Annotated in this window: 23 protein-coding genes and 1 tRNA gene; 9 read left to right on the forward strand and 15 right to left on the reverse strand. The window is 41.4% G+C overall.

Features of this window, described 5'->3' with window-relative positions:
* Positions 1-42: 42 nt before the first annotated feature.
* Both EW142_RS16465 and EW142_RS16470 read right to left on the reverse strand, forming a co-directional pair.
* Complete coding sequence (locus EW142_RS16465) at positions 43-618, reverse strand: fasciclin domain-containing protein (protein ID WP_130615927.1); 576 nt, start codon at positions 616-618, stop codon at positions 43-45.
* 5 nt (positions 619-623) lie between these two features.
* Positions 624-1,133, reverse strand: coding sequence for a c-type cytochrome (locus EW142_RS16470; RefSeq protein WP_205783313.1), 510 nt, complete (start codon positions 1,131-1,133; stop codon positions 624-626).
* A gap of 120 nt (positions 1,134-1,253) precedes the next feature.
* On the opposite strand from EW142_RS16470, the gene EW142_RS16475 reads away from it, so the two are divergent.
* Complete coding sequence (locus EW142_RS16475; RefSeq protein ID WP_130615929.1) at positions 1,254-1,685, forward strand: RrF2 family transcriptional regulator; 432 nt, start codon at positions 1,254-1,256, stop codon at positions 1,683-1,685.
* Positions 1,686-1,815: 130 nt separating this feature from the next.
* Here the strand turns inward: EW142_RS16475 and EW142_RS16480 are convergent.
* A tRNA-Lys gene (locus tag EW142_RS16480) sits at positions 1,816-1,888 on the reverse strand.
* A 111-nt stretch (positions 1,889-1,999) separates the two neighbouring features.
* Between EW142_RS16480 and EW142_RS16485 the strand changes: the two genes are divergently transcribed.
* Complete coding sequence (locus EW142_RS16485; protein WP_130615931.1) at positions 2,000-2,518, forward strand: shikimate kinase; 519 nt, start codon at positions 2,000-2,002, stop codon at positions 2,516-2,518.
* Here EW142_RS16485 and EW142_RS16490 read toward each other — a convergent pair.
* Positions 2,506-3,003, reverse strand: coding sequence for a phosphoribosyltransferase domain-containing protein (locus EW142_RS16490; protein ID WP_130615933.1), 498 nt, complete (start codon positions 3,001-3,003; stop codon positions 2,506-2,508). The genes EW142_RS16485 and EW142_RS16490 overlap by 13 nt on opposite strands.
* Before the next feature lie 18 nt (positions 3,004-3,021).
* A complete protein-coding gene (locus EW142_RS16495; protein WP_130615935.1) occupies positions 3,022-3,408 on the reverse strand; it encodes an RNA-binding S4 domain-containing protein in 387 nt (128 codons plus the stop codon).
* A gap of 77 nt (positions 3,409-3,485) precedes the next feature.
* On the opposite strand from EW142_RS16495, the gene EW142_RS16500 reads away from it, so the two are divergent.
* The gene (locus EW142_RS16500; RefSeq protein WP_130615937.1) at positions 3,486-4,463 is read left to right on the forward strand and encodes an FKBP-type peptidyl-prolyl cis-trans isomerase; all 978 of its coding nucleotides are present in this window, start codon (positions 3,486-3,488) and stop codon (positions 4,461-4,463) included.
* A gap of 47 nt (positions 4,464-4,510) precedes the next feature.
* Here the strand turns inward: EW142_RS16500 and EW142_RS16505 are convergent, their stop codons facing one another.
* The 3 genes from EW142_RS16505 to EW142_RS16515 are packed head-to-tail and all read right to left on the reverse strand — an operon-like array spanning position 4,511 to position 7,006.
* Positions 4,511-5,137 carry an outer membrane beta-barrel protein gene (locus EW142_RS16505; RefSeq protein WP_130615939.1) on the reverse strand — a complete coding sequence of 209 codons (627 nt, stop codon included), beginning with the start codon at positions 5,135-5,137 and terminating at the stop codon, positions 4,511-4,513.
* Between the two features lie 52 nt (positions 5,138-5,189).
* Positions 5,190-6,143 (reverse strand): transketolase family protein, encoded by a 954-nt coding sequence (locus EW142_RS16510; protein ID WP_130615941.1) that lies wholly within the window; start codon positions 6,141-6,143, stop codon positions 5,190-5,192.
* A gap of 17 nt (positions 6,144-6,160) precedes the next feature.
* Positions 6,161-7,006, reverse strand: a complete 846-nt coding sequence (locus EW142_RS16515; RefSeq protein ID WP_130615943.1) for a transketolase — start codon at positions 7,004-7,006, stop codon at positions 6,161-6,163.
* Positions 7,007-7,182: 176 nt separating this feature from the next.
* Between EW142_RS16515 and tgt the strand changes: the two genes are divergently transcribed.
* From tgt to EW142_RS16540, 5 genes are all read left to right on the forward strand, one after another.
* A complete protein-coding gene (gene tgt / locus EW142_RS16520) occupies positions 7,183-8,313 on the forward strand; it encodes a tRNA guanosine(34) transglycosylase Tgt (protein ID WP_130615945.1) in 1,131 nt (376 codons plus the stop codon).
* Positions 8,313-9,395, forward strand: coding sequence for an LptF/LptG family permease (locus EW142_RS16525; RefSeq protein ID WP_130615947.1), 1,083 nt, complete (start codon positions 8,313-8,315; stop codon positions 9,393-9,395). Before tgt ends, EW142_RS16525 begins: the two co-directional genes overlap by 1 nt.
* A 103-nt stretch (positions 9,396-9,498) precedes the next feature.
* Positions 9,499-10,452, forward strand: coding sequence for an acetyl-CoA carboxylase carboxyltransferase subunit alpha (locus tag EW142_RS16530; protein ID WP_130615949.1), 954 nt, complete (start codon positions 9,499-9,501; stop codon positions 10,450-10,452).
* A gap of 168 nt (positions 10,453-10,620) precedes the next feature.
* Positions 10,621-12,168: a replicative DNA helicase gene (gene dnaB / locus EW142_RS16535; RefSeq protein WP_130615951.1), complete on the forward strand. Its 1,548-nt coding sequence runs from the start codon at positions 10,621-10,623 to the stop codon at positions 12,166-12,168.
* A 76-nt stretch (positions 12,169-12,244) separates the two neighbouring features.
* The gene (locus tag EW142_RS16540) at positions 12,245-13,456 is read left to right on the forward strand and encodes an asparagine synthetase B (protein ID WP_240740246.1); all 1,212 of its coding nucleotides are present in this window, start codon (positions 12,245-12,247) and stop codon (positions 13,454-13,456) included.
* A 16-nt stretch (positions 13,457-13,472) separates the two neighbouring features.
* On the opposite strand, the gene EW142_RS16545 is transcribed toward EW142_RS16540, so the two are convergent.
* From EW142_RS16545 to EW142_RS16555, 3 genes are all read right to left on the reverse strand, one after another.
* On the reverse strand, positions 13,473-14,159 hold the full coding sequence (locus EW142_RS16545; protein ID WP_130615955.1) for a hypothetical protein: 687 nt from the start codon (positions 14,157-14,159) through the stop codon (positions 13,473-13,475).
* Positions 14,160-14,303: 144 nt separating this feature from the next.
* Positions 14,304-14,807 carry a cupin domain-containing protein gene (locus EW142_RS16550; RefSeq protein ID WP_130615957.1) on the reverse strand — a complete coding sequence of 168 codons (504 nt, stop codon included), beginning with the start codon at positions 14,805-14,807 and terminating at the stop codon, positions 14,304-14,306.
* Positions 14,804-15,595, reverse strand: a complete 792-nt coding sequence (locus EW142_RS16555; protein ID WP_130615959.1) for an HAD family hydrolase — start codon at positions 15,593-15,595, stop codon at positions 14,804-14,806. The genes EW142_RS16550 and EW142_RS16555 overlap by 4 nt, the downstream gene beginning before the upstream one ends.
* Before the next feature lie 70 nt (positions 15,596-15,665).
* On the opposite strand from EW142_RS16555, the gene EW142_RS16560 reads away from it, so the two are divergent.
* Entirely contained in the window at positions 15,666-16,088 is a 423-nt protein-coding gene (locus EW142_RS16560; protein ID WP_130615961.1) for a secondary thiamine-phosphate synthase enzyme YjbQ, read from the forward strand.
* Positions 16,089-16,150: 62 nt separating this feature from the next.
* Here EW142_RS16560 and rplT read toward each other — a convergent pair whose 3' ends face one another.
* The 4 genes from rplT to thrS form a co-directional block, all read right to left on the reverse strand.
* Positions 16,151-16,495: a 50S ribosomal protein L20 gene (gene rplT / locus EW142_RS16565; protein WP_130615963.1), complete on the reverse strand. Its 345-nt coding sequence runs from the start codon at positions 16,493-16,495 to the stop codon at positions 16,151-16,153.
* Positions 16,496-16,591: 96 nt separating this feature from the next.
* Positions 16,592-16,789, reverse strand: coding sequence for a 50S ribosomal protein L35 (gene rpmI / locus EW142_RS16570; RefSeq protein ID WP_073181711.1), 198 nt, complete (start codon positions 16,787-16,789; stop codon positions 16,592-16,594).
* A 75-nt stretch (positions 16,790-16,864) separates the two neighbouring features.
* On the reverse strand, positions 16,865-17,413 hold the full coding sequence (gene infC, locus EW142_RS16575; RefSeq protein ID WP_130615965.1) for a translation initiation factor IF-3: 549 nt from the start codon (positions 17,411-17,413) through the stop codon (positions 16,865-16,867).
* A 35-nt stretch (positions 17,414-17,448) separates the two neighbouring features.
* Positions 17,449-19,389, reverse strand: a complete 1,941-nt coding sequence (thrS, locus tag EW142_RS16580) for a threonine--tRNA ligase (protein WP_130615967.1) — start codon at positions 19,387-19,389, stop codon at positions 17,449-17,451.
* Between the last annotated feature and the right edge of the window lie 392 nt (positions 19,390-19,781).

A 19,781-nucleotide genomic window follows, 5' to 3' on the forward strand; every position in this document is an offset into this window, starting at 1 on the left:
TAATTCAGTTTTCTCATTGTGTTGATTCTTTTAGATTAGCATTTAGTTTTCTGGGGGTAATATCACGGCATCCACGACATGTACAATGCCATTACCGGCGGAGATACTTGCCACTATTTTGGCCCCTCCAACATATACCTCTCCATCTTTCACTTCGATAGTGGTGTTTTGATCATTGGCCTGTCCCAGTTTTTTGAATTTTTTCAGGAATTCCTTGGAATAGTTGCCAGGGGTCACATGATGCTTAAGAATATTGGCCAAAGCATCTTTGTTTTCTGGTTTAAGTAAATTTTCCACGGTTCCCTCGGGTAAGGCGTCAAAAGCAGCATTTGTTGGCGCAAACACCATCAAAGGCCCTGCATTTACAAGTGCGTTTTCTAGGTTGGCCGCTTGCACTGCGGCTACCAAAGTGGTATGATCAGGGGATCCTATGGCAATCTGAAGCACATTGGGTGTAGACCCATCGTCTTCGATGAAAGCCTGCCCTTGTTTTACGGTTTCTTCGGTCGTCTCAGAATCTGCCGATGTAGTTTCTTTTTGATTCCCATTTTTGCATCCAAATAATAGTAAAACGGCAAAAAGGGAACCCATTACAATTTTAAGGTGGGTAGTTTTCATAATTATTATTCTAAGGTTCTGAAGTATTCTAAAATTGACCGGGCTTCTTCCACGGTAATGTTCTGATTGGCCATGGCAGCTCCGTTGAATTCCACAAGAAGATCCTTGGCACAACGGTCTTGCTCCACCATCAATTGAGGATCCAAAATCATGTTCATAATCCATTCAGGACTTCTTCGCTTAAGGATGCCTGTTGGTGATGGACCAATAAACCTTTTATCTATTTTGTGACAGGCGGTACAGTTGGTCTTGAAAAGGGCACCACCGGCTTCAACCATCTCCATATTTATTTCGGGATCTAAGGGAAGATTTTTTATTTGGCCAACACCTTTGTTGTCCAATGTAATTCGCTCTGAGGCAGGAACCTCGTTGGTTTCTGGTGTAGTCGCTTCGGTTTGCTCGGTAGATTTAGTTCGATCTACACTAAAACCATCGGATTTTTTCTCTTGTTTTCCTCCACAGGACACTAAAAAAAGGGAGATGAGAAAACAGAGTATTGCGAAATTAATTTTCATAGGGAGCGGTTTTTAATGAATGCTCAAAAATATTAGCCTTTAACTGTGGAAAATATGATATCGGTCATATTTAAGACAAAAACATCTTTTAATTTTTACTTTTACAAAAAGAATTGTTCCATGTTATCCAAATCCTCTAAATACGCTATAAAAGGTGTACTGTTTCTCGCCTTAAATTCCGATGAGAAAAAGAAAGTACAGGCAAAAGACTTAAGCGCACCCATCAATGCTCCATCATCATATATTGCCAAGCTGCTTCAGGAGTTGGTTCGACATGGCATTGTTTCATCCTTGAAAGGACCAAAAGGAGGGTTTTATTTAAATGACGACAACAGACAAGTAAGCGTGATGCGCATTGTTGATGTTATTGATGGGCACGATAAATTTAGCTCATGTATGCTGAGTCTTGAAGAATGCGATGCAGAGAATCCTTGTCCGTTGCATGACTTGGTATCGAACGGAAAATCAGAGGTTGTCAAAAATTTGGAGAATACGACCATCGAGGCCCTTGTTTCGGAGATACAGTTGGGCAAATCCGTTTTACCTTTATGAAAAATTCGAATTCCTGATGGATATTACTTTGTAGGGGGAGATATTTTATACCCGTATCACGTTCTTTGGCTGAAACCCGTAAAACAAAAAAGCCTGAAATTTTTCAGGCTTTGGTTTGGAATATTTTAAGTGACCTGACTGGGGCTCGAACCCAGGACCCTCTCCTTAAAAGGGAGATGCTCTACCAACTGAGCTATCAGGTCTCCACTTACTTATTGCGCTAAGCGGGTGCAAATATAAGTTCTAAAATTTATTTGGCAAGCCCAAATAGTGATAAATTTGTGTTTTTTTGAGAACACGATTAATTGGGATAAATGAAAGTAGTTTTAGTAGGTTATATGGCAAGTGGGAAGTCTACCGTTGGGCAGTTATTGGCCAAAGTATTGGATGCTCCTTTTGTGGACCTCGATGATTACATTGAAGAAGAAATGGGGATGTCCATCGGTGAACTGTTCTCCAAAAAGGGGGAGATTTTCTTTAGGAAAACCGAGTTTCAATTGTTGGGGAAAGTTCTGGAGGAAAGCAAAGACATTATTCTGGCCACAGGTGGCGGTACACCTTGTTATGGAAATAATATGCAGACCATTTCGAAAAACTCCAACCTATCTGTTTATCTACATTTATCGATTCCATCTCTAGTTGATAGAATCAGTAGGGAAAAAGACAAAAGGCCTTTGGTGAAAAACTTGAAGGATGAGAATCTACCCGAATTCATTGGAAAGCATCTTTTTGAGAGAAGGTCATATTATGCCCAAGCAGATGTAACGATTAATTGTGATGGTAAAAGCATCGAAGAAGTGGTAACTGAAATACAATCCCACTATTCCAAATAGACTCCGTAATTTCTTGCCGTAAATTCCACTTTAATGTGCTCGTGTAGGGAAGTGGACAGGGAAATACCCTTATAATCCGCTTTTACTGGATATTTTTTATGGTTTCTGTTAACCAAAACAGCAGTTTTCAGTTGTTTAATAGGGGTTTTTAAAAAGTGTTGAACGCCATAGATCAAGGTTGTTCCCGAGTTCAATACATCATCCACCAATACAATCGACTTGTTTTTGTAATCTTCTTCATCAATGGAGGTGGTCACCCCACTTTGCAGAGGATTGCTCTTGTTCATTTTAACCTTGCAAAGCGTAATGTTGGCCTCTGTGATTTTTTTCAGAACAGCGGCTATCTTTTCGGCAAACTTCAAACCTCCACCTTCTATACCGGCGACCACAATTTGGTCTTCGGTGACATTGGCCTCATAGATTTGATAGGCAATCCTTTTTATTTTGTGCTGTATTTTTTCGTGGGTGAGAATTTGATTTTGCATACTTAAAATTAGCCATAATTATGAAGAAACATCGGAATCTGGTTCCTCCAGATAATCATCGATATCCCTTCTATCTTTTTTGGTTGGCCTTCCCAGTCCCTTTTTACGATAATGATCTTTGGCCAGTTTTAAGAGCTCATTATGCTCGAAGGCTTCCTTGGGAGTGGTATCTTTTCGATAAATATCCACCAACTTGGCACCAACCCGACTTTCTGGAATGTCCAAAACTACCATTTCATAGTCAATTTGATTCTTCCTCAACTGTATTTCGTCCATTGGGAACACCTCTCGGGAAGGTTTGGCCACATTGCCATTGATTTGCACATGCCCCTTTTTTACCGCTGTTGTGGCAATATTTCGGGTTTTGTAGTACCGAGTGCTCCAAAGAAATTTATCAATGCGCATTTTCGCCGCAAATCTTTGTTAATGGAATTATCAAAAATAGGGGAAAATTGTATCTTGCATCGCTAAAAATGAATTTGATGCGGAAAAGGATTTTGTATGGTCTGTTCTTGACCTTCTTGGCGTTCTCTTGTAGTAATGACGATGACATGGGAATAGAATCGATACCACCTCGTTTGTTGGCCGAAGTTTCCCCTGAAAATGATGAAGAGATAAGGGAGTACTTAAACACCCACTTTTTTAACTACGAGGAGTTTCAATCCATGCCTGCTGATTTCGACTTCAAAATCCGCATCGACACGATTGCAGGTGCTAACGCCGATAAGCAACCTCTCATGGATTTCGTAGAAGAGACCGTTATTAACGTATCTTCCTTCGAGCTGTTGCTCTCGGAAGAAGAGAATGATGTCCCGCATACCCTGTATTATCTTTCTGTTCGTCCGGGGGTAGGCGGGCCTGCAAATCCGGATGCACGGAGACCCTCTGTGGCTGATTCCGTTTTTGTTCGATATGAGGGCAAATTATTGGATGGCACTTCCTTTGATGCGGCCAATAATCCAGTTTGGTTTGATCTGGCCCAATTGCAAGATCTTACACAAGGTTTTAGAGGATTTGCTGAAGGTGTGCCGAATTTTGTCACTGGAGGAGCCCCAATAAGTAACCCTGATGGAACTGTTGATGTAGAGGATTTTGGTATAGGACTCATTATTTTTCCTTCTGGACTTGGTCGCTTCAATAGGGCCGATGGTGTGATTCCTCAGTATAGCCCACTAATTTTTACGATTGACTTATTCACTTTGAATGAAACCGACCACGATGGTGATGGAATACCTTCGATACAAGAAGATGTGGATGGTAACGGTTATTTGTACGACGACAATACGGATTCTGAGGAAGAGGTAGGTCTCCGTCTTGCAAATTTTCAAGACCCCGATGATGATGGGGATGGGGTGTTGACCCGTGATGAAATTTCCGATGATAATGGGAATATCATTTTCCCTTACCCTGATTCAAATAATGATGGGACACCAGATTATCTGGATCCAGACACGAACTAAAATAAAAAAAGCCCCTCTGAGGGGCTTTTTTTTTCACAATATCTCTTTTAGTTATTCTTTCTTGCCAGGTCAACCGATAGGCTGAAAATTATCTGCGAGGGTCTTGTATCAACTCTACCTGATATATCGGTGATATTGTCGCCGATAAAGACGGCCTCATTTTCAGAAAACCCTCTTTCATAGCGAACATCCAAACCAAGCCTTCCTAGATTGACACCTGCCCCAACATTCAAACCAACGGTAAAGTCATTTTCTACATCCGATACGTTCAAATTGTCCAAATCGTTGCTTAGCGTATATTGAAATGCCGGTCCACCAAAAATATGTAGGGGTCCAATTATCTTATAACCTAGCAAAACCGGTAAATCCAATTTGGAAACATCATAGTCACTTGAAGTGCCATTGACATCGTAGGAGCTTTTTGTACGGGTATATACCAGTTCTGGTCTCAAATATATTTTTGGAAAATCCAGTTTTCCCCAAAAGCCCACATGATAGCCGGTCTTTCCTTCGCCACCATCAACGATGCTTTGGGCTGCATCTCCGATGCTGCCCACCAAATCCCCATTTTTGTTGTAACTAAGGCCTGCTTTAAGTCCAAAACCAGACCCACTCTGTGCGGATACAGCAAAGCCCAACAGGCCAAATGCTGCTACTAGAAGCGTTTTTTTCATAAGTGTTTCGTTTTAAGAATTGAATGGTATCACACAAAGATGATACCGGAAACTATTTGCGTTTCATCACTCTTAAAACGGCCGCTTCAATGGCTTTATTGTTCAATCCGTATTTATCCATGAGCTGTTCCGGTGTACCACTTTCTCCAAAGGTATCTTGGGTGGCGATGAACTCTTGGGGTGCCGGATGGTGTTGCGACAATACCCTAGCAACACTTTCGCCCAAACCTCCAAGGTAATTGTGTTCTTCTGCAGTTACCACACAACCTGTCTTTTTCACCGAATCAAGAATTGCCCGGTCATCTAGAGGTTTTATGGTGTGAATGTTGATTATTTCTGCAGAAATTCCTTGATTTTCAAGATTTTCCGCCGCTAACAAAGATTGCCATACCAAGTGCCCAGTGGCGATTATGGTAACATCGGTCCCCTCGGTCAACTGTAAAGCTTTTCCAATCTCAAACTTTTGGTCTGCAGGGGTAAAATTGGCGACTTTTGGTCGACCAAATCGTAAATAAACAGGGCCTTGATGTTCAGCGATAGCAATGGTCGCCGCTTTGGTCTGATTAAAATCACAAGGATTGATTACGGTCATCCCTGGAAGCATTTTCATCATCCCGATATCCTCCAAAATCTGATGTGTGGCTCCATCTTCGCCAAGTGTGAGTCCAGCGTGTGATGCACAGATTTTCACATTCTTTCCGGAATAGGCGATGGACTGGCGTATTTGATCGTATACCCTGCCCGTGGCAAAGTTGGCAAAGGTGGATGCAAATGGAATCTTTCCACCGATGGTAAGCCCAGCGGCGATACCCATCATATTGGCTTCTGCAATACCCACCTGAAAAAAGCGTTCTGGGCTTTCGGCGATAAAGGTCTCAATTTTTAAGGAGCCCACTAGGTCTGCACATAATGCAACCACATTGGGGTTGGTTCTTCCCAGTTCGGTCATTCCTGCGCCGTAACCACTTCTCGTATCTTGTTTGCCTTGATCTATGTATTTTTTCATCTTTCGTTCAGCTAGAATTAATAGTCGCCCAAAGTTTCCGGGTTTTGGGCCAGGGCCGTGGCCAATTGCTCATCGTTTGGTGCCTTACCGTGCCATGCGTGGGTGTGCATCATAAAGTCAACACCATTACCCATTTCAGTTTTCATTACAATACATACAGGCTTCCCTTTTCCTGTTCTCGATTTCGCCTCATTGAGTCCATCAATGACTTTTTTTAGATCATTTCCGTTTTCAATTTCAAGAACATCCCAACCGAAGACCCTGAATTTTTCAGCAACATCACCTAGCGGCATAACATTTTCAGTGGCTCCATCAATTTGTTGCCCATTTCGGTCCACTGTGGCAATAAGATTATCCACCTTTTTTCCTGCAGCAAACATGATTGCTTCCCAATTTTGTCCTTCCTGTAATTCACCATCGCCATGAAGACTGAACACCAAATGATCGTCACCATTCAGTTTTTTGGCCAAAGCTGCTCCAATGGCCACTGACATACCTTGTCCCAAAGATCCAGAAGCAACGCGCACCCCGGGTAAACCCTCGTGGGTTGTTGGGTGACCTTGCAAGCGCGAATCGATCAAACGGAAAGTGTTCAATTCATCAAGGGAAAAATACCCTCGGCGTGCCAGCACACTGTAAAAAACTGGGGAGATATGACCATTGGAGAGAAAGAACAAATCTTCTCCTTTTCCATCCATATCGAATCCCTCTTTAAGCTCCATGATTTCATTGTAAAGGGCAACAAAAAATTCCGTACAACCCAATGAACCCCCTGGATGTCCAGAATTTACCTTGTGCACCATACGTAGAATGTCGCGACGAACCTGGGTCACCAAGCTCTGCAATTCTTCATAATTTGGCATTTCGTATCATTTATGTCCTCAAATGTAACCGCAATCTTTTTGCTTTACAAGAGGAGTACAATTTAATTTTAACAAGGTATTTCATTTTATTGTTATGCTCCGATGTCCAACTTTATTTTTTTGTTAGGGACTTGATGCATAGGAGTTGGCTATATTTGCCCTTTTAAAGAAAAGGATTGGATTTTAACCTAGTACGAAAAGATTCCGGCACTAAAGCTCGGGCCGGGGAAGTAGTTACAGATCATGGGGTTATACAAACCCCAATCTTTATGCCTGTAGGCACTGTAGCTTCCGTAAAGGGAGTTCACCAGCGTGAACTTAAGGAAGACATTGACCCCGATGTCATTCTTGGCAACACCTACCATCTTTATCTCAGACCAGGTATTCAAATTTTGGAAGAGGCTGGTGGTTTGCACAAGTTTATGGGATGGGATAGAAACATTTTGACAGACAGCGGAGGGTATCAGGTTTACTCACTCTCTGACAATAGAAAAATCAAGGAGGAAGGAGTTACCTTCAAATCACATATCGATGGTAGTAAACATTTTTTCACCCCTGAACATGTAGTGGACGTTCAGCGTACCATCGGTGCAGATATCATAATGGCTTTTGATGAATGTACACCCTATCCTTGCGATTATGACTACGCTAAAAGGTCCATGCACCTTACCCATAGATGGTTGGACCGCTGCATTTCCCATTTTGAAAAAACACCTCCCAAATATGGTTATGCCCAGACATTGTTTCCCATCGTGCAAGGATCTACATTCAAGGATTTACGGAAGCAATCGGCAGAATATATTGCATCTGTGGGTGCCGAAGGCAACGCCATTGGAGGACTTTCGGTGGGGGAACCTGCTGAAGAAATGTATGGGATGACCGAAGTAGTATGCGATATTCTTCCGGAGGATAAACCCAGATATCTGATGGGGGTTGGTACCCCAATCAACATCTTGGAAAACATCGCCTTGGGAGTCGACATGTTTGATTGTGTAATGCCCACACGGAATGCCAGAAATGGAATGTTGTTCACGGCCCATGGAACGATCAACATCAAAAACAAAAAATGGGAGGCAGACTTTTCGCCCATTGATGAAATGGGGATTACCTATGTGGACACTGAATATTCCAAAGCGTATTTAAGGCATTTGTTTGCGGCCAATGAATATCTGGGAAAGCAAATCGCCACAATTCACAATTTGGGATTTTATCTTTGGTTGGTTCGCACCGCAAGAGAGCGTATTTTAGCCGGGGATTTTTCGGAATGGAAGACCAAAATGGTGAAACAGATGGATAAACGCCTGTAATGCTGACGATTCTCGATAGATACATATTAAAGCGCTACCTAGTCACATTTCTAGGAATGCTCATGCTATTTGTGCCTATTGGAATTATGGCCAATTTGGCGGAAAAAATTGGAAAAATCATTGACAATGAAGCCCCTCTGGCTGAGGTTATTCAGTTTTATGGGAACTTTACTCTGGTGATTGGGAATCTTCTACTTCCCATTTTTCTATTCCTGTCCATTATCTTTTTTACTTCAAAGCTGGCCAGTAATACTGAAATTGTAGCTATCCTCAGCTCTGGGGTTTCCTATTCCCGATTTTTGAGGCCCTACCTTATTGGAGCCACCCTGGTGGCCATCCTTATTTTTATGATGGGGATGTTCATTGTTCCCTATGCCAGTATTGGATTCAACGAATTCGAATACAAATATTTCAAGCGAGGGCGACAGGACCGGGTCACCGACAATATCTTTAACCAACTTAATGACAGGGATTACATTTATGTGAGTAGGTTTGAGCCAAATCGGAAAATTGGATACAACTTTACCTACGAGCACTTTGACTCCCTTAAACGTTTGGAATACAAAATTTCTGCTTCCAATATTCGTTGGGTGGAAAAAGATAGTATTTACCGGCTCACCAATTACTCCAAGCGAAAACTTCAAAACGGTATAGAGCTCATTGAAACCCAAAGACGTTTGGATACGCTTTTTACATTCAAAATAGATGATTTGACACCCGTGTCCTATGTAGCAGAGACCAAAAATCTATTTGAACTCAATAAGTTTATTGAAGACCAAAAACAAAAGGGTGCTTCAAATATCAATGCCTATATATTGGTTAAGTACAAACGATGGGCGCTTCCCATTGCCGCGTTTATTCTTACCATAATAGCCGTTGCAGTGTCCTCCGTTAAACGTAGGGGCGGCATGGGATTAAACCTTGCTTTTGGGATTGGGGTGGCCTTTATTTATATCTTTTTTGATAAAGTATTCGGCACCTTGGCTGAGCAATCGGGCTTCTCACCACTTCTAGCTGTGGTAATACCTAATTTGATATTTGGGGTTTTTGCAGTGTATATGTTGATGAAAGCCAAGCGATAAGAATACATTCAAAGGAAAGTGTGGGCCAAAGTATTGTTCTTTCAAATCTGTATCCACTAAAGTTTTATATTTGCGCCACTATATTTTTCAGAAATCAACTTCCATGGAATATTTAGATTTTGAATTACCGATCAAGGAACTTGAAGATCAGCTTCAGAAGTGCATGGTTATCGGCGAAGAGAGTGATGTTGATGTCACTGAAACCTGTGCACAAATTGAAAAAAAGCTCGAAGAGACCCGAAAAAACATATATAAAAACCTTTCTGCTTGGCAAAGGGTGCAGTTATCTAGGCACCCTAACAGACCATATACCATGGATTATATCAATGCCATTTGTGGCGATACTTTTCTGGAATTACATGGAGATAGGAATGTTCGGGATGATAAGGCAATGATAGGAGGTTTGGGAAAAATAGGTGATCAAAGTTATATGTTCATTGGGCAACAAAAAGGCTATAACACCAAAACCCGTCAATATCGAAATTTCGGAATGGCCAACCCGGAGGGTTATCGCAAAGCCCTGCGTTTAATGAAGTCAGCCGAAAAATTTGGTCTTCCTGTTGTGAGTTTTATCGATACCCCAGGGGCTTATCCCGGTATTGAGGCTGAGGAACGTGGACAAGGGGAAGCCATCGCTCGAAATATTTTGGAGATGACGCGTCTTAAAGTTCCGATTATTGTTGTCATCATCGGAGAAGGTGCCTCTGGCGGAGCCTTGGGCATTGGTGTTGGTGACAAAGTATTGATGCTTGAAAATACTTGGTACTCGGTGATTTCGCCCGAATCCTGCTCTTCCATTCTTTGGAGAAGTTGGGAGTACAAGGAGCAGGCAGCCGAAGCACTCAAATTGACAGCTACCGATATGAAAAAACTCAAATTGGTCGACGAGATTGTAAAAGAACCGTTAGGCGGTGCCCACTCCAATAGAGAAAAAACCTTCGACTCGGTTAGGAATAAAATTTCATCACATTTTGAAGAGTTAAAAAAGTTATCACCAAAAGAATTGGTGAAAACCCGTATGGAAAAATATGCCTCAATGGGTGTGTTTAACGACTAGGAGCTATTTTTCAACTTTGTAGCGGCCGTACCTGGCAGTTGATTTAAACATTTTTCTGTTATTAACATTTTATTTTGGGTTATCAACACTAATTTTGTTGAATACCTGTGGACATGGTGTATTGAAAATCTAAGGTTAACTTAAGGTTAATTAGCTACTTTCGCACTTATGGAAAAGCCTAACCCAATAATTGGTCATCGCGTGGATAAATCCACCCTCATCAGTCTTGAAAAAGGCAAAATACCTCCTCAAGCCGTTGATTTAGAGGAAGTTGTGCTTGGAGCAATGATGATTGACAAAAAGGGTGTCGATGAAGTTATTGATATTCTTCATCCAGAGGTGTTCTATAAGGATTCCCACAAATTTATTTACGAGGCTATCTTCAAATTGTTTGAATCCTCTGAGCCGGTGGATTTATTAACCGTTTCGGCACAATTAAAGAAGGATGGCAAGCTAGAGGCTGTGGGAGGGGACTTTTATCTGATAAAATTGACCCAAAAAGTGGCCTCTTCAGCGCATATCGAGTTCCATGCACGAATCATACTTCAGAAGTATATTCAACGAAGCCTCATCAAAATTTCCAGCGAAATTATTGAGGATGCCTATAGCGATTCGACCGACGTTTTTGACTTGCTGGACAATGCAGAAGCCAAACTGTACGATATCACTCAGGGAAATCTGAAAAGATCTGCAGAGACTGCGATGAACTTGGTTATCCAAGCGAAGAAAAAGATTGAAGAAATTTCAAATAAAGAGGGGCTTAGTGGTATTCCATCTGGATTTGACAAATTAGATAAACTTACCTCAGGATGGCAACCCAGCGATTTGGTTATCGTTGCGGCAAGACCAGGTATGGGTAAAACAGCGCTTACGCTCTCCATGGCGCGAAATATTGCAGTAAATTCCGAAATTCCAGTGGCTTTCTTTTCCTTGGAAATGTCCTCAGTACAATTAATTACCCGTTTGATTTCTTCGGAAACCGGACTTTCTTCTGAAAAACTTCGTACAGGTCGACTCGAAAAACATGAATGGGAGCAGTTGAATGTGAAGGTTAAGGCGCTCGAAAAAGCACCTTTGTTCATCGATGATACCCCGTCCTTGTCCATTTTTGATTTACGTGCCAAAGCCAGACGTTTGGCATCGCAGCATAAAATTAAACTCATTGTAATCGATTACCTGCAACTAATGACCGCAGGAGGTAGCCAAAAAGGAGGGAATAGGGAGCAGGAAATTTCCACAATTTCCCGTAACCTCAAGGCTTTGGCAAAAGAATTGAATGTCCCGGTAATCGCGCTCTCGCAGTTATCACGGGCAGTTGAAACCAGAGGTGGGAGCAAACGTCCCATTTTGTCCGACCTAAGAGAGTCAGGTGCGATAGAGCAAGATGCCGATATCGTATCGTTTATTTACAGACCTGAGTACTATAAAATTGACGAGTGGGATGATGAAGAACGAACACCAACACAGGGTCAAGCCGAATTTATAGTGGCCAAACACCGAAACGGTGGATTGGATAATATTAGGTTAAAATTCATTGGAGCGCTCGGTAAATTTGATAACTTGGATGACTTTGATTCCCCATTTGAGTTTCAATCGAAGATGAATGCGGATGAGGAGAATCCTTTTGCAACCCCAAATCTTCCCAGCGCGGATGAAGCTTTTGGAAGCGCAATGAACGGTGATGATGACCCTGATGACAGTGACGTACCTTTCTAAATTGAAAAATCCTTGGGCTCTGGCAAAAGCTAGAAACTTTCTACTATTCTTATTTCTCATTTTTTCTTTCGAATCGATGGCATCAGTGATTCTAATTCCGATGGATGCTGAAGGACAGGAGAATCACCTCAAGGCGTACGGCATAACCTATTGGGTCTTGACCAAACAACAAAAAGTCCAATGGCTTTTAAACTATAGAGGTGGCTCATTTTTACTACCAGATGGGGAGGTAATCCGAAAAGAGTGTCAAATTAGAGGAGTATCTTTTGAAGTATTATCCGATGCCCAAGCTGAAAAAGTATTGGACGAAATAAGTAGCCCCTCACGCAACCAAGAAGCTGTAATCTTGGAAAAAGCACCCAAAATTGCGGTGTATTCACCAAAGGGGAATCAACCCTGGGATGATGCAGTAACCATGGTGCTTACCTATGCAGAAATTCCCTATGTGACCATTTACGATGAAGAGGTTTTAGATAACAAATTAGCGTTGTACGACTGGCTACATCTACATCATGAAGATTTTACTGGACAATTTGGTAAGTTTTATGGGGCCTACCGAGCTGCTCCCTGGTATATCGAGAGCAAAAAGGAGGCGGAAACTTTGGCCCAAGAGCTTGGTTTTTCAAAGGTTTCTGAAGAAAAAAGGGCCGTAGCCCTAAAAATAAGAAACTATGTCATTGGCGGTGGATTCATGTTTGCCATGTGTTCGGCTACCGATAGCTTTGATATCGCCTTGGCCGCAGAGAATGTGGACATCTGTGAACCCATGTTCGACGGAGACCCTTCCGATGCCAACTACCAAGGAAAATTGGATTATAAAAACACCTTTGCTTTTACCAATTTTATTTTGGAACGGAATCCCCTTCGTTATGAGTTTTCCTCTATTGACATGACAAACAAAAGAAGAAATGTTCCTCGGGAGTCAGATTATTTCTCTCTCATGGAATTTTCGGCCAAGTGGGATCCCGTACCGACCATGCTGACCCAAAATCATACTACATTGGTTAAGGGGTTTATGGGGCAGACCACCGCATTTACAAGAGATCAAGTCAAATCAACCGTTATGGTCTTGGGAGAAAATAAACTCAATGGGGAAGCGAGATACCTTCATGGTATTAAAGGAAAGGGTTTTTTTACCTTTTATGGAGGCCATGACCCGGAAGATTATCAGCACAGGGTAGGGGATCCCAAAACGGAACTTGAGCTACACCCCACTTCTCCGGGTTATCGTTTGATTTTGAACAATGTACTTTTCCCAGCAGCTCGGAAGAAAAAACAAAAAACCTAGAAGGGTTCCAACGACTTTATAGCTGGGTTATCCCGATGTTTATGAATACAGCATCCAATGGATTACCGTTGTTGTTCACAACATACCTAAATCGTACTTCATCATTGGCGCTCAGAGGATAAATTATGGTGCCAGAAGTGCCCCACCAATCACTGCTCGGCAGGGAAGCAAACCCTCGAGTAAGGTAACCCCTTAAAGTACCATTTATAAAAACCCCAATAATATACTTTGTATCACCCGAAGGCATGTCCCTCACCGAAAAAGCGGCACTCATAAAATAAGCCCCGGCCTCTACAACCCTTATTCTCCCATTCCCTATAGTTTGAAAAATGCCTCCCGTATTATTGATTTCATGGGATGCATTCACGGGAAGGTCATAGTATTGGTTGGTACTGTTTACGATGAGATTGTTGTTGCCATTGCTTGCTCTATTCAATACTAAGGTTTTGCTGGTATTGCTGGGAGCAACCCAATTGGAACCTTCAAAAAAATTAAGTTGCTTGGTGTCTTCGTTATAAATAAGCATTCCTTCTTCCGGATTGGTAAGACTATTAATTTCCGGTTGACTGGCTTCGTGTACCTTGATCAAATCCCCTGTACTAGGTGCTTGGCCCCAACACTGTGATATATTCAGGAGGCATAACAATAAAAATGGCCCAAAAGTCTTATGTACGCCTATTTTAAGGGAACCGAATAGGGGCATACCTTAATTTGTTTGCAATAAAACTAAAAGGGGAGTCTCAGTATTACAATAAATTGTTGTGAACTAGCTAATTTCCAGTATCATCCCCTTAAGAACTGCCACCTTAAGACTGTTCTTGGTCTTAGTATTTCACCTGAAGCATTTTTAGATTCGGGTGAGTCTTCTTATGAGGGGCCCATGATTTGGAAACTTTTCAAGAAGTTCCCTTTGGGTCGGAAGTACAAAATCATCAAAATCAAATCCCGGTGCTACAGTGCATCCCACAAAGGAATAGGAATTCGGATACAAGGTCTCGGCAGCAAACCAGCTTCCACCTGGAATTACAACTTGGGGTACAAGATTGGATTCAAAATCTGTGCCCATATCATATGTTTTATATTTTCCTTCATCAGAGATGCTATGAATTCTTAGAGGGGTTCCGGCATAAAAATGCCAAATTTCATCTTGGTTGATTTTGTGAAACGCAGAAAACATATCCGAAGTGAGCAAAAAGTAAATGCCTGTGGAATAATTGCGTTCACCCGCATAGTTTTTGGGTAGCTCTGCTTCTGGTATTTTACCTTCGCTTCGATAGGTTTCCTTAAAAAAACCACCCTCCGGGTGTGGTTTTAGGTCAAAACGAAGAATGAGTTCCTCAATTTCTTTCATAATAAAGTTTCCAAAACCCGTTCTACACCAAAATCATCGTTACTGGCAGTTTGATACTTGGCGGCTTCTTGAATTGTAGGATGGGCATTCTGCATGGCAAAACTGTGTTCTACGAGCTGCATCATCTCCAAATCGTTGTTGTAATCACCAAACACCATCACCTCGTCCTTACCTACACCAGTATCTGCCAACAGTTTGTCCAAGGCAAAACCTTTGTTTGCATCAATATGGTTTAAATCCACCCAGTGCATTCCAGAAACCTTCACCTTCACCTGTTCTTCTATTTTTTTGAGTTCTGGATAGATATAATTTTCGGCACTTAGTTTATGATAGACCGCAATTTTGATGATTTCGTCCGAGACGTGGCTCAAATCATCGTGAATTTCAAACTTTTCGTAGTACTCCTTAATCTCATCAAAAAAAGATGTTGAGCTACCATCAAAGTATGCGCTGTACTTGCCACATAACATGGCATGGGCCCCATCAATTTGGTCTATGGTATCAAGCAATTTGGTTTTTAAATGATGCTGCAAGGGGATGACCAGAAGTTCTTCTTCCTGTTTTTTAACCAATGCACCATTTTCAGCAATCACATAGATCTGTTCTTTGATGGGTTTCAATTTTTCAACAATACTGTGGTACTGTCGTCCACTGGCCGCCACAAACTGAATACCCTTCTTGCTAAGCTCATGAAATAGCTCAAAGAAGCGATCACTGACTTGATGATTGGAATTTAATAAGGTGCCATCCATATCGGTGACGACCATTTTTATTTTTGATGGATTCATTTCTAAAATTCAAACGACAAAGGTAGGGTTTGGAAAGAGTATGAAGTAAAGTTTGTATTAATTTCACTCCATGAAGTTTTATCAAAAGGAAATTCGTTTAAAACCGAGAACAAGGGGATTCCATATTATTACGGATGAAATTAAGGAGGCCATGCCAGAAATTCGGAAAATTGAAGTGGGTTTTGTTCAGGTTTTCATTAAGCACACCTCGGCTTCATTGACCATTAATGAAAATGCGGACCCAACGGTGCGACTGGACTTTGAAAGTCATTTCAACAAAATGGTCCCTGAAAATGCCTCCTATTTTGTGCATACTTATGAAGGTCCGGACGATATGCCTGCGCACATTAAGAGTGCCTTGTTGGATAATTCGCTTCTAATTCCTATTACAGGAGGGAAGTTAAACCTTGGTATTTGGCAAGGAATTTACCTTTGCGAACACAGAAACCACGCTTCTGGAAGAAGACTGGTCTTGACGGCCTATGGAGAATGAGTATAGAAAAAAAGTCCCGCTCGTTTTGAGCAGGACTTTCTTAAGCGGGTAATTATTGTTTGTTATTTCACTTTGTTCACAATGGCTTTGAACGCATCAGGATGGTTCATCGCCAAATCGGCTAGAACTTTTCTGTTGAGCTCAATTCCATTGGCTTTCACCTTGCCCATAAACTGGGAGTAAGACATTCCGTGAAGTCTTGCTCCGGCATTGATACGGGTAATCCAAAGTGAACGGAAATTTCTCTTTTTATTTCTTCTGTCACGGTAGGCATATAGCATTGCTTTCTCTACCGCATTTTTGGCTACTGTCCATACATTTTTACGTCTTCCGAAGTAACCTTTAGCTTGCTTCATCACTTTTTTTCTTCTAGCTCGTGAAGCAACTGAATTAACTGATCTTGGCATAATGTTTCATTTTTTTGTAGCAGGCGCCCTAAACTGTTTTAGGGTCTTTATATGGCCCGACTCCATGGTTTATAAATAATGTACCGAATTGAACAATTATTTTAATCGTAATTGTTCTTTAATGCTGTTAACGTCTGACTCATGTACTAATGTAGAGTGCGTTAACTTAAGCTTGCGCTTTTTCGATTTTTTGGTCAAAATATGACTCTTAAAAGCGTGCTTTCTTTTGATTTTACCAGAACCTGTAAGCTTAAATCGCTTTTTGGCACTGGATTTTGTTTTCATCTTAGGCATTTTCTCCTCTTTATAATTTACAACCGAAGGTGAATTCGGTTGCCCGCTTATTTGTGCTGAACGTAGTTCAGTAAATCACTTTTTGGTTTTAGGGGCTATGAACATGGTCATACGCTTCCCTTCCAATTTTGGCATTTGTTCTACTTTTCCAAGTTCCTCCAATTCTTGGGCCAATTTTAGGAGCAGTATTTCTCCTTGGTCTTTGTAGACTATCGACCTTCCCTTGAAAAAAACATAAGCCTTTAACTTAGCTCCATCTCTTAAGAACTTTTCCGCGTGACGCTTTTTGAACTCATAATCATGGTCATCCGTTTGGGGACCAAACCTGATTTCTTTTACAATCACTTTGGTTGCCTTAGCTTTCATGGCTTTATCCCGTTTCTTTTGTTCGTATAGAAACTTTTTATAGTCCATGATTTTACAAACTGGAGGACTTGCTTTAGGAGATATTTCAACTAAATCAAGTTCTAGCTCCTCTGCTTTTGCAAGCGCTTTTGAAATGGGATATACGCCCATTTCCACATTATCTCCCACTAGTCTTACCTGGGGAGCAGTAATTTTGCCATTGATATTATGAGGGTTTTTGTTTTCCCTCCTAGGTTGGGGTCTAGATCTTCTTCGTATTGCTATGACGTCAACTTTTTAATTAAACATAATTTTTAGAACGACTTTAAGGTACTATTTATTTCAGTAGTCACCAAGTCGGAAAATTGCTCAATACTAACACTGCCCAAATCCTCACCGCCATGCCTTCTTACAGCAATAGTCTCCGAAGCTTCTTCCTGTTCGCCAACCACCAACATGAAAGGAATTTTTTTGAGCTCCGCTTCTCGAATTTTCTTTCCGACTGTCTCGTTCCTATTATCAATGAGCGCGCGAATTTCGTTATTTTCCAGAGAACTTAAAACTTTTTCAGCATATTTTTCGTGTTTCTCGCTGACAGGCAGTACGATGGCTTGATCGGGAATGAGCCATAATGGGAAATTTCCTCCTGTGTGTTCCAGCAACAAGGCCACAAAACGTTCCATACTTCCAAATGGGGCTCTGTGAATCATAATGGGCCTGTGTAGTTCATTGTCGCTGCCTTTATAGGTAAGGTCAAAACGCTCAGGCAAATTATAATCCACCTGAATGGTTCCCAATTGCCATTTTCTTCCCAAGGCATCCTTGATCATGAAATCGAGCTTTGGACCATAAAATGCTGCTTCGCCAGTTTCAACCACAAAATTTAAGCCCTTTTCCTCTGCTGCATTGATAATGGCTTGCTCTGCTTTTTCCCAGTTTTCTGCTTCCCCTATATACTTTTCAGGTTTGTCCAAATCGCGAACAGAAACCTGGGCTGTGAAATTGTCAAATCCTAATGAGGTAAGAACGTAAAGGGAGAGGTCAATAACTTTTTTGAATTCCTCATTAAGTTGTTCCGGGGTACAAAAAATATGGGCATCATCCTGCGTGAAACCACGTACTCTTGTCAACCCGTGAAGTTCACCACTCTGCTCATACCTATATACAGTACCAAACTCGGCAAATCGTTTTGGCAAGTCCTTATAGCTAAAGTGACCATGATTATATATCTCACAGTGATGTGGACAGTTCATGGGTTTCAACAAAAACTCCTCATCTTCTTTCGGGGTATGGATAGGTTGGAAACTGTCCTCTCCATATTTAGCATAGTGCCCTGAGGTTACATAGAGCTCCTTTTGTCCTATGTGGGGGGTGACCACCATTTCATAACCCGCCTTTTTCTGTGCCTTTTTCAAGAAACTTTCCAAACGCTCGCGTAAAGCAGCCCCTTTGGGAAGCCATAGCGGCAAACCTTGCCCTACTTTTTGTGAGAAGGTAAAAAGTTCAAGTTCTCTTCCTAGTTTTCGATGATCTCTCTTCTTAGCCTCTTCAAGCAAATGCAAGTATTCAGTAAGCTCCTTTTGCTTTGGAAATGATATTCCATATACACGGGTCAATTGTTTGTTGTTTTCGTCACCTCTCCAATACGCACCAGCCACACTAAGCACCTTAAATGCCTTGATTATTCCAGTATTGGGTATGTGTCCTCCACGACATAGATCAGTAAAAGTGCTATGGTCACAAAAAGTAATGGTGCCATCTTCTAGATTTTCGATGAGTTCTACCTTATATTCATTAGCCTGTTGCTTATAATAGGAAAGCGCATCCGCTTTGGATACCTCACGCATTTTGTAATCATGTTTTCCACGGGCAATTTCAAGGGCTTTTTTTTCGATTTCAGGAAAGTCCTTTTCAGAGATATGGTGTTCTCCAAAATCCACATCGTAATAAAACCCATTTTCAATGGCCGGACCAATGGTCAACTTGATGCCCGGATATAGTTCTTCCAAAGCTTGCGCCAGAACATGGGATGAAGAATGCCAAAATGCCTTTTTGCCGTCATCCGTATTCCAGGTATATAAGGTAAGCGTTCCATCAATGGTTAATGGGGTTGTTGTTTCCACTGTGGTATCATTGAATTTGGCAGATATTACATTTCTGGCCAATCCTTCACTGATGCTCTTGGCCACGTCCATAGGAGTGGCGCCCTGCTGAACTTTCTTTTTTGCACCATCCGGTAAAGTAATCTCAATCATTCGCTTGCCTTATTTAAATGGTTGGCAAAGATACTATGTTGGATGGATGCTGGCAATAGTTGTTTCTATGGAAGAGTATTTTAGTGGTTCTTCAAAAATTTGGAAGTATGGTTAATTTCTCTTATCTTGAATTCTGCTTGCTAATATAGATTTAGGTCATAAAAAACTGAAAATCAAATAATTATAAAAAAAATGATTTTTTTTTGAAAATTGTTTGGTCGGTTTGTTTAAAGCTATCTATATTTGCACCCGCTTTGCCGGTGAAAGCCGGATGATTGCGGGATAAAAAGGGGCCCTATAGGGGTTTCTTTTTTGAGAGAAGTTCATTGAACATATTGGTATAGACAGCGTAAACAAAGAGAAAGAAAGACCATTTTGGTGCCGGGCAGATC

It is taken from the genome of Flagellimonas allohymeniacidonis (genome assembly GCF_004296335.1).
Taxonomy (GTDB): Bacteria; Bacteroidota; Bacteroidia; order Flavobacteriales; family Flavobacteriaceae; genus Flagellimonas; species Flagellimonas allohymeniacidonis.

What these genes read in the sequence shown, in the direction of transcription:
- EW142_RS16465 (WP_130615927.1), bottom strand. Translation starts at nt 618, where the DNA reads ATGAAAACTACCCACCTTAAAATTGTAATGGGTTCCCTTTTTGCCGTT.
- EW142_RS16470 (WP_205783313.1), bottom strand. Translation starts at nt 1,133, where the DNA reads ATGAAAATTAATTTCGCAATACTCTGTTTTCTCATCTCCCTTTTTTTA.
- EW142_RS16475 (WP_130615929.1), top strand. Translation starts at nt 1,254, where the DNA reads ATGTTATCCAAATCCTCTAAATACGCTATAAAAGGTGTACTGTTTCTC.
- EW142_RS16485 (WP_130615931.1), top strand. Translation starts at nt 2,000, where the DNA reads ATGAAAGTAGTTTTAGTAGGTTATATGGCAAGTGGGAAGTCTACCGTT.
- EW142_RS16490 (WP_130615933.1), bottom strand. Translation starts at nt 3,003, where the DNA reads ATGCAAAATCAAATTCTCACCCACGAAAAAATACAGCACAAAATAAAA.
- EW142_RS16495 (WP_130615935.1), bottom strand. Translation starts at nt 3,408, where the DNA reads ATGCGCATTGATAAATTTCTTTGGAGCACTCGGTACTACAAAACCCGA.
- EW142_RS16500 (WP_130615937.1), top strand. Translation starts at nt 3,486, where the DNA reads ATGCGGAAAAGGATTTTGTATGGTCTGTTCTTGACCTTCTTGGCGTTC.
- EW142_RS16505 (WP_130615939.1), bottom strand. Translation starts at nt 5,137, where the DNA reads ATGAAAAAAACGCTTCTAGTAGCAGCATTTGGCCTGTTGGGCTTTGCT.
- EW142_RS16510 (WP_130615941.1), bottom strand. Translation starts at nt 6,143, where the DNA reads ATGAAAAAATACATAGATCAAGGCAAACAAGATACGAGAAGTGGTTAC.
- EW142_RS16515 (WP_130615943.1), bottom strand. Translation starts at nt 7,006, where the DNA reads ATGCCAAATTATGAAGAATTGCAGAGCTTGGTGACCCAGGTTCGTCGC.
- EW142_RS16525 (WP_130615947.1), top strand. Translation starts at nt 8,313, where the DNA reads ATGCTGACGATTCTCGATAGATACATATTAAAGCGCTACCTAGTCACA.
- EW142_RS16530 (WP_130615949.1), top strand. Translation starts at nt 9,499, where the DNA reads ATGGAATATTTAGATTTTGAATTACCGATCAAGGAACTTGAAGATCAG.
- dnaB (WP_130615951.1), top strand. Translation starts at nt 10,621, where the DNA reads ATGGAAAAGCCTAACCCAATAATTGGTCATCGCGTGGATAAATCCACC.
- EW142_RS16540 (WP_240740246.1), top strand. Translation starts at nt 12,245, where the DNA reads ATGGCATCAGTGATTCTAATTCCGATGGATGCTGAAGGACAGGAGAAT.
- EW142_RS16545 (WP_130615955.1), bottom strand. Translation starts at nt 14,159, where the DNA reads ATGCCCCTATTCGGTTCCCTTAAAATAGGCGTACATAAGACTTTTGGG.
- EW142_RS16550 (WP_130615957.1), bottom strand. Translation starts at nt 14,807, where the DNA reads ATGAAAGAAATTGAGGAACTCATTCTTCGTTTTGACCTAAAACCACAC.
- EW142_RS16555 (WP_130615959.1), bottom strand. Translation starts at nt 15,595, where the DNA reads ATGAATCCATCAAAAATAAAAATGGTCGTCACCGATATGGATGGCACC.
- EW142_RS16560 (WP_130615961.1), top strand. Translation starts at nt 15,666, where the DNA reads ATGAAGTTTTATCAAAAGGAAATTCGTTTAAAACCGAGAACAAGGGGA.
- rplT (WP_130615963.1), bottom strand. Translation starts at nt 16,495, where the DNA reads ATGCCAAGATCAGTTAATTCAGTTGCTTCACGAGCTAGAAGAAAAAAA.
- rpmI (WP_073181711.1), bottom strand. Translation starts at nt 16,789, where the DNA reads ATGCCTAAGATGAAAACAAAATCCAGTGCCAAAAAGCGATTTAAGCTT.
- thrS (WP_130615967.1), bottom strand. Translation starts at nt 19,389, where the DNA reads ATGATTGAGATTACTTTACCGGATGGTGCAAAAAAGAAAGTTCAGCAG.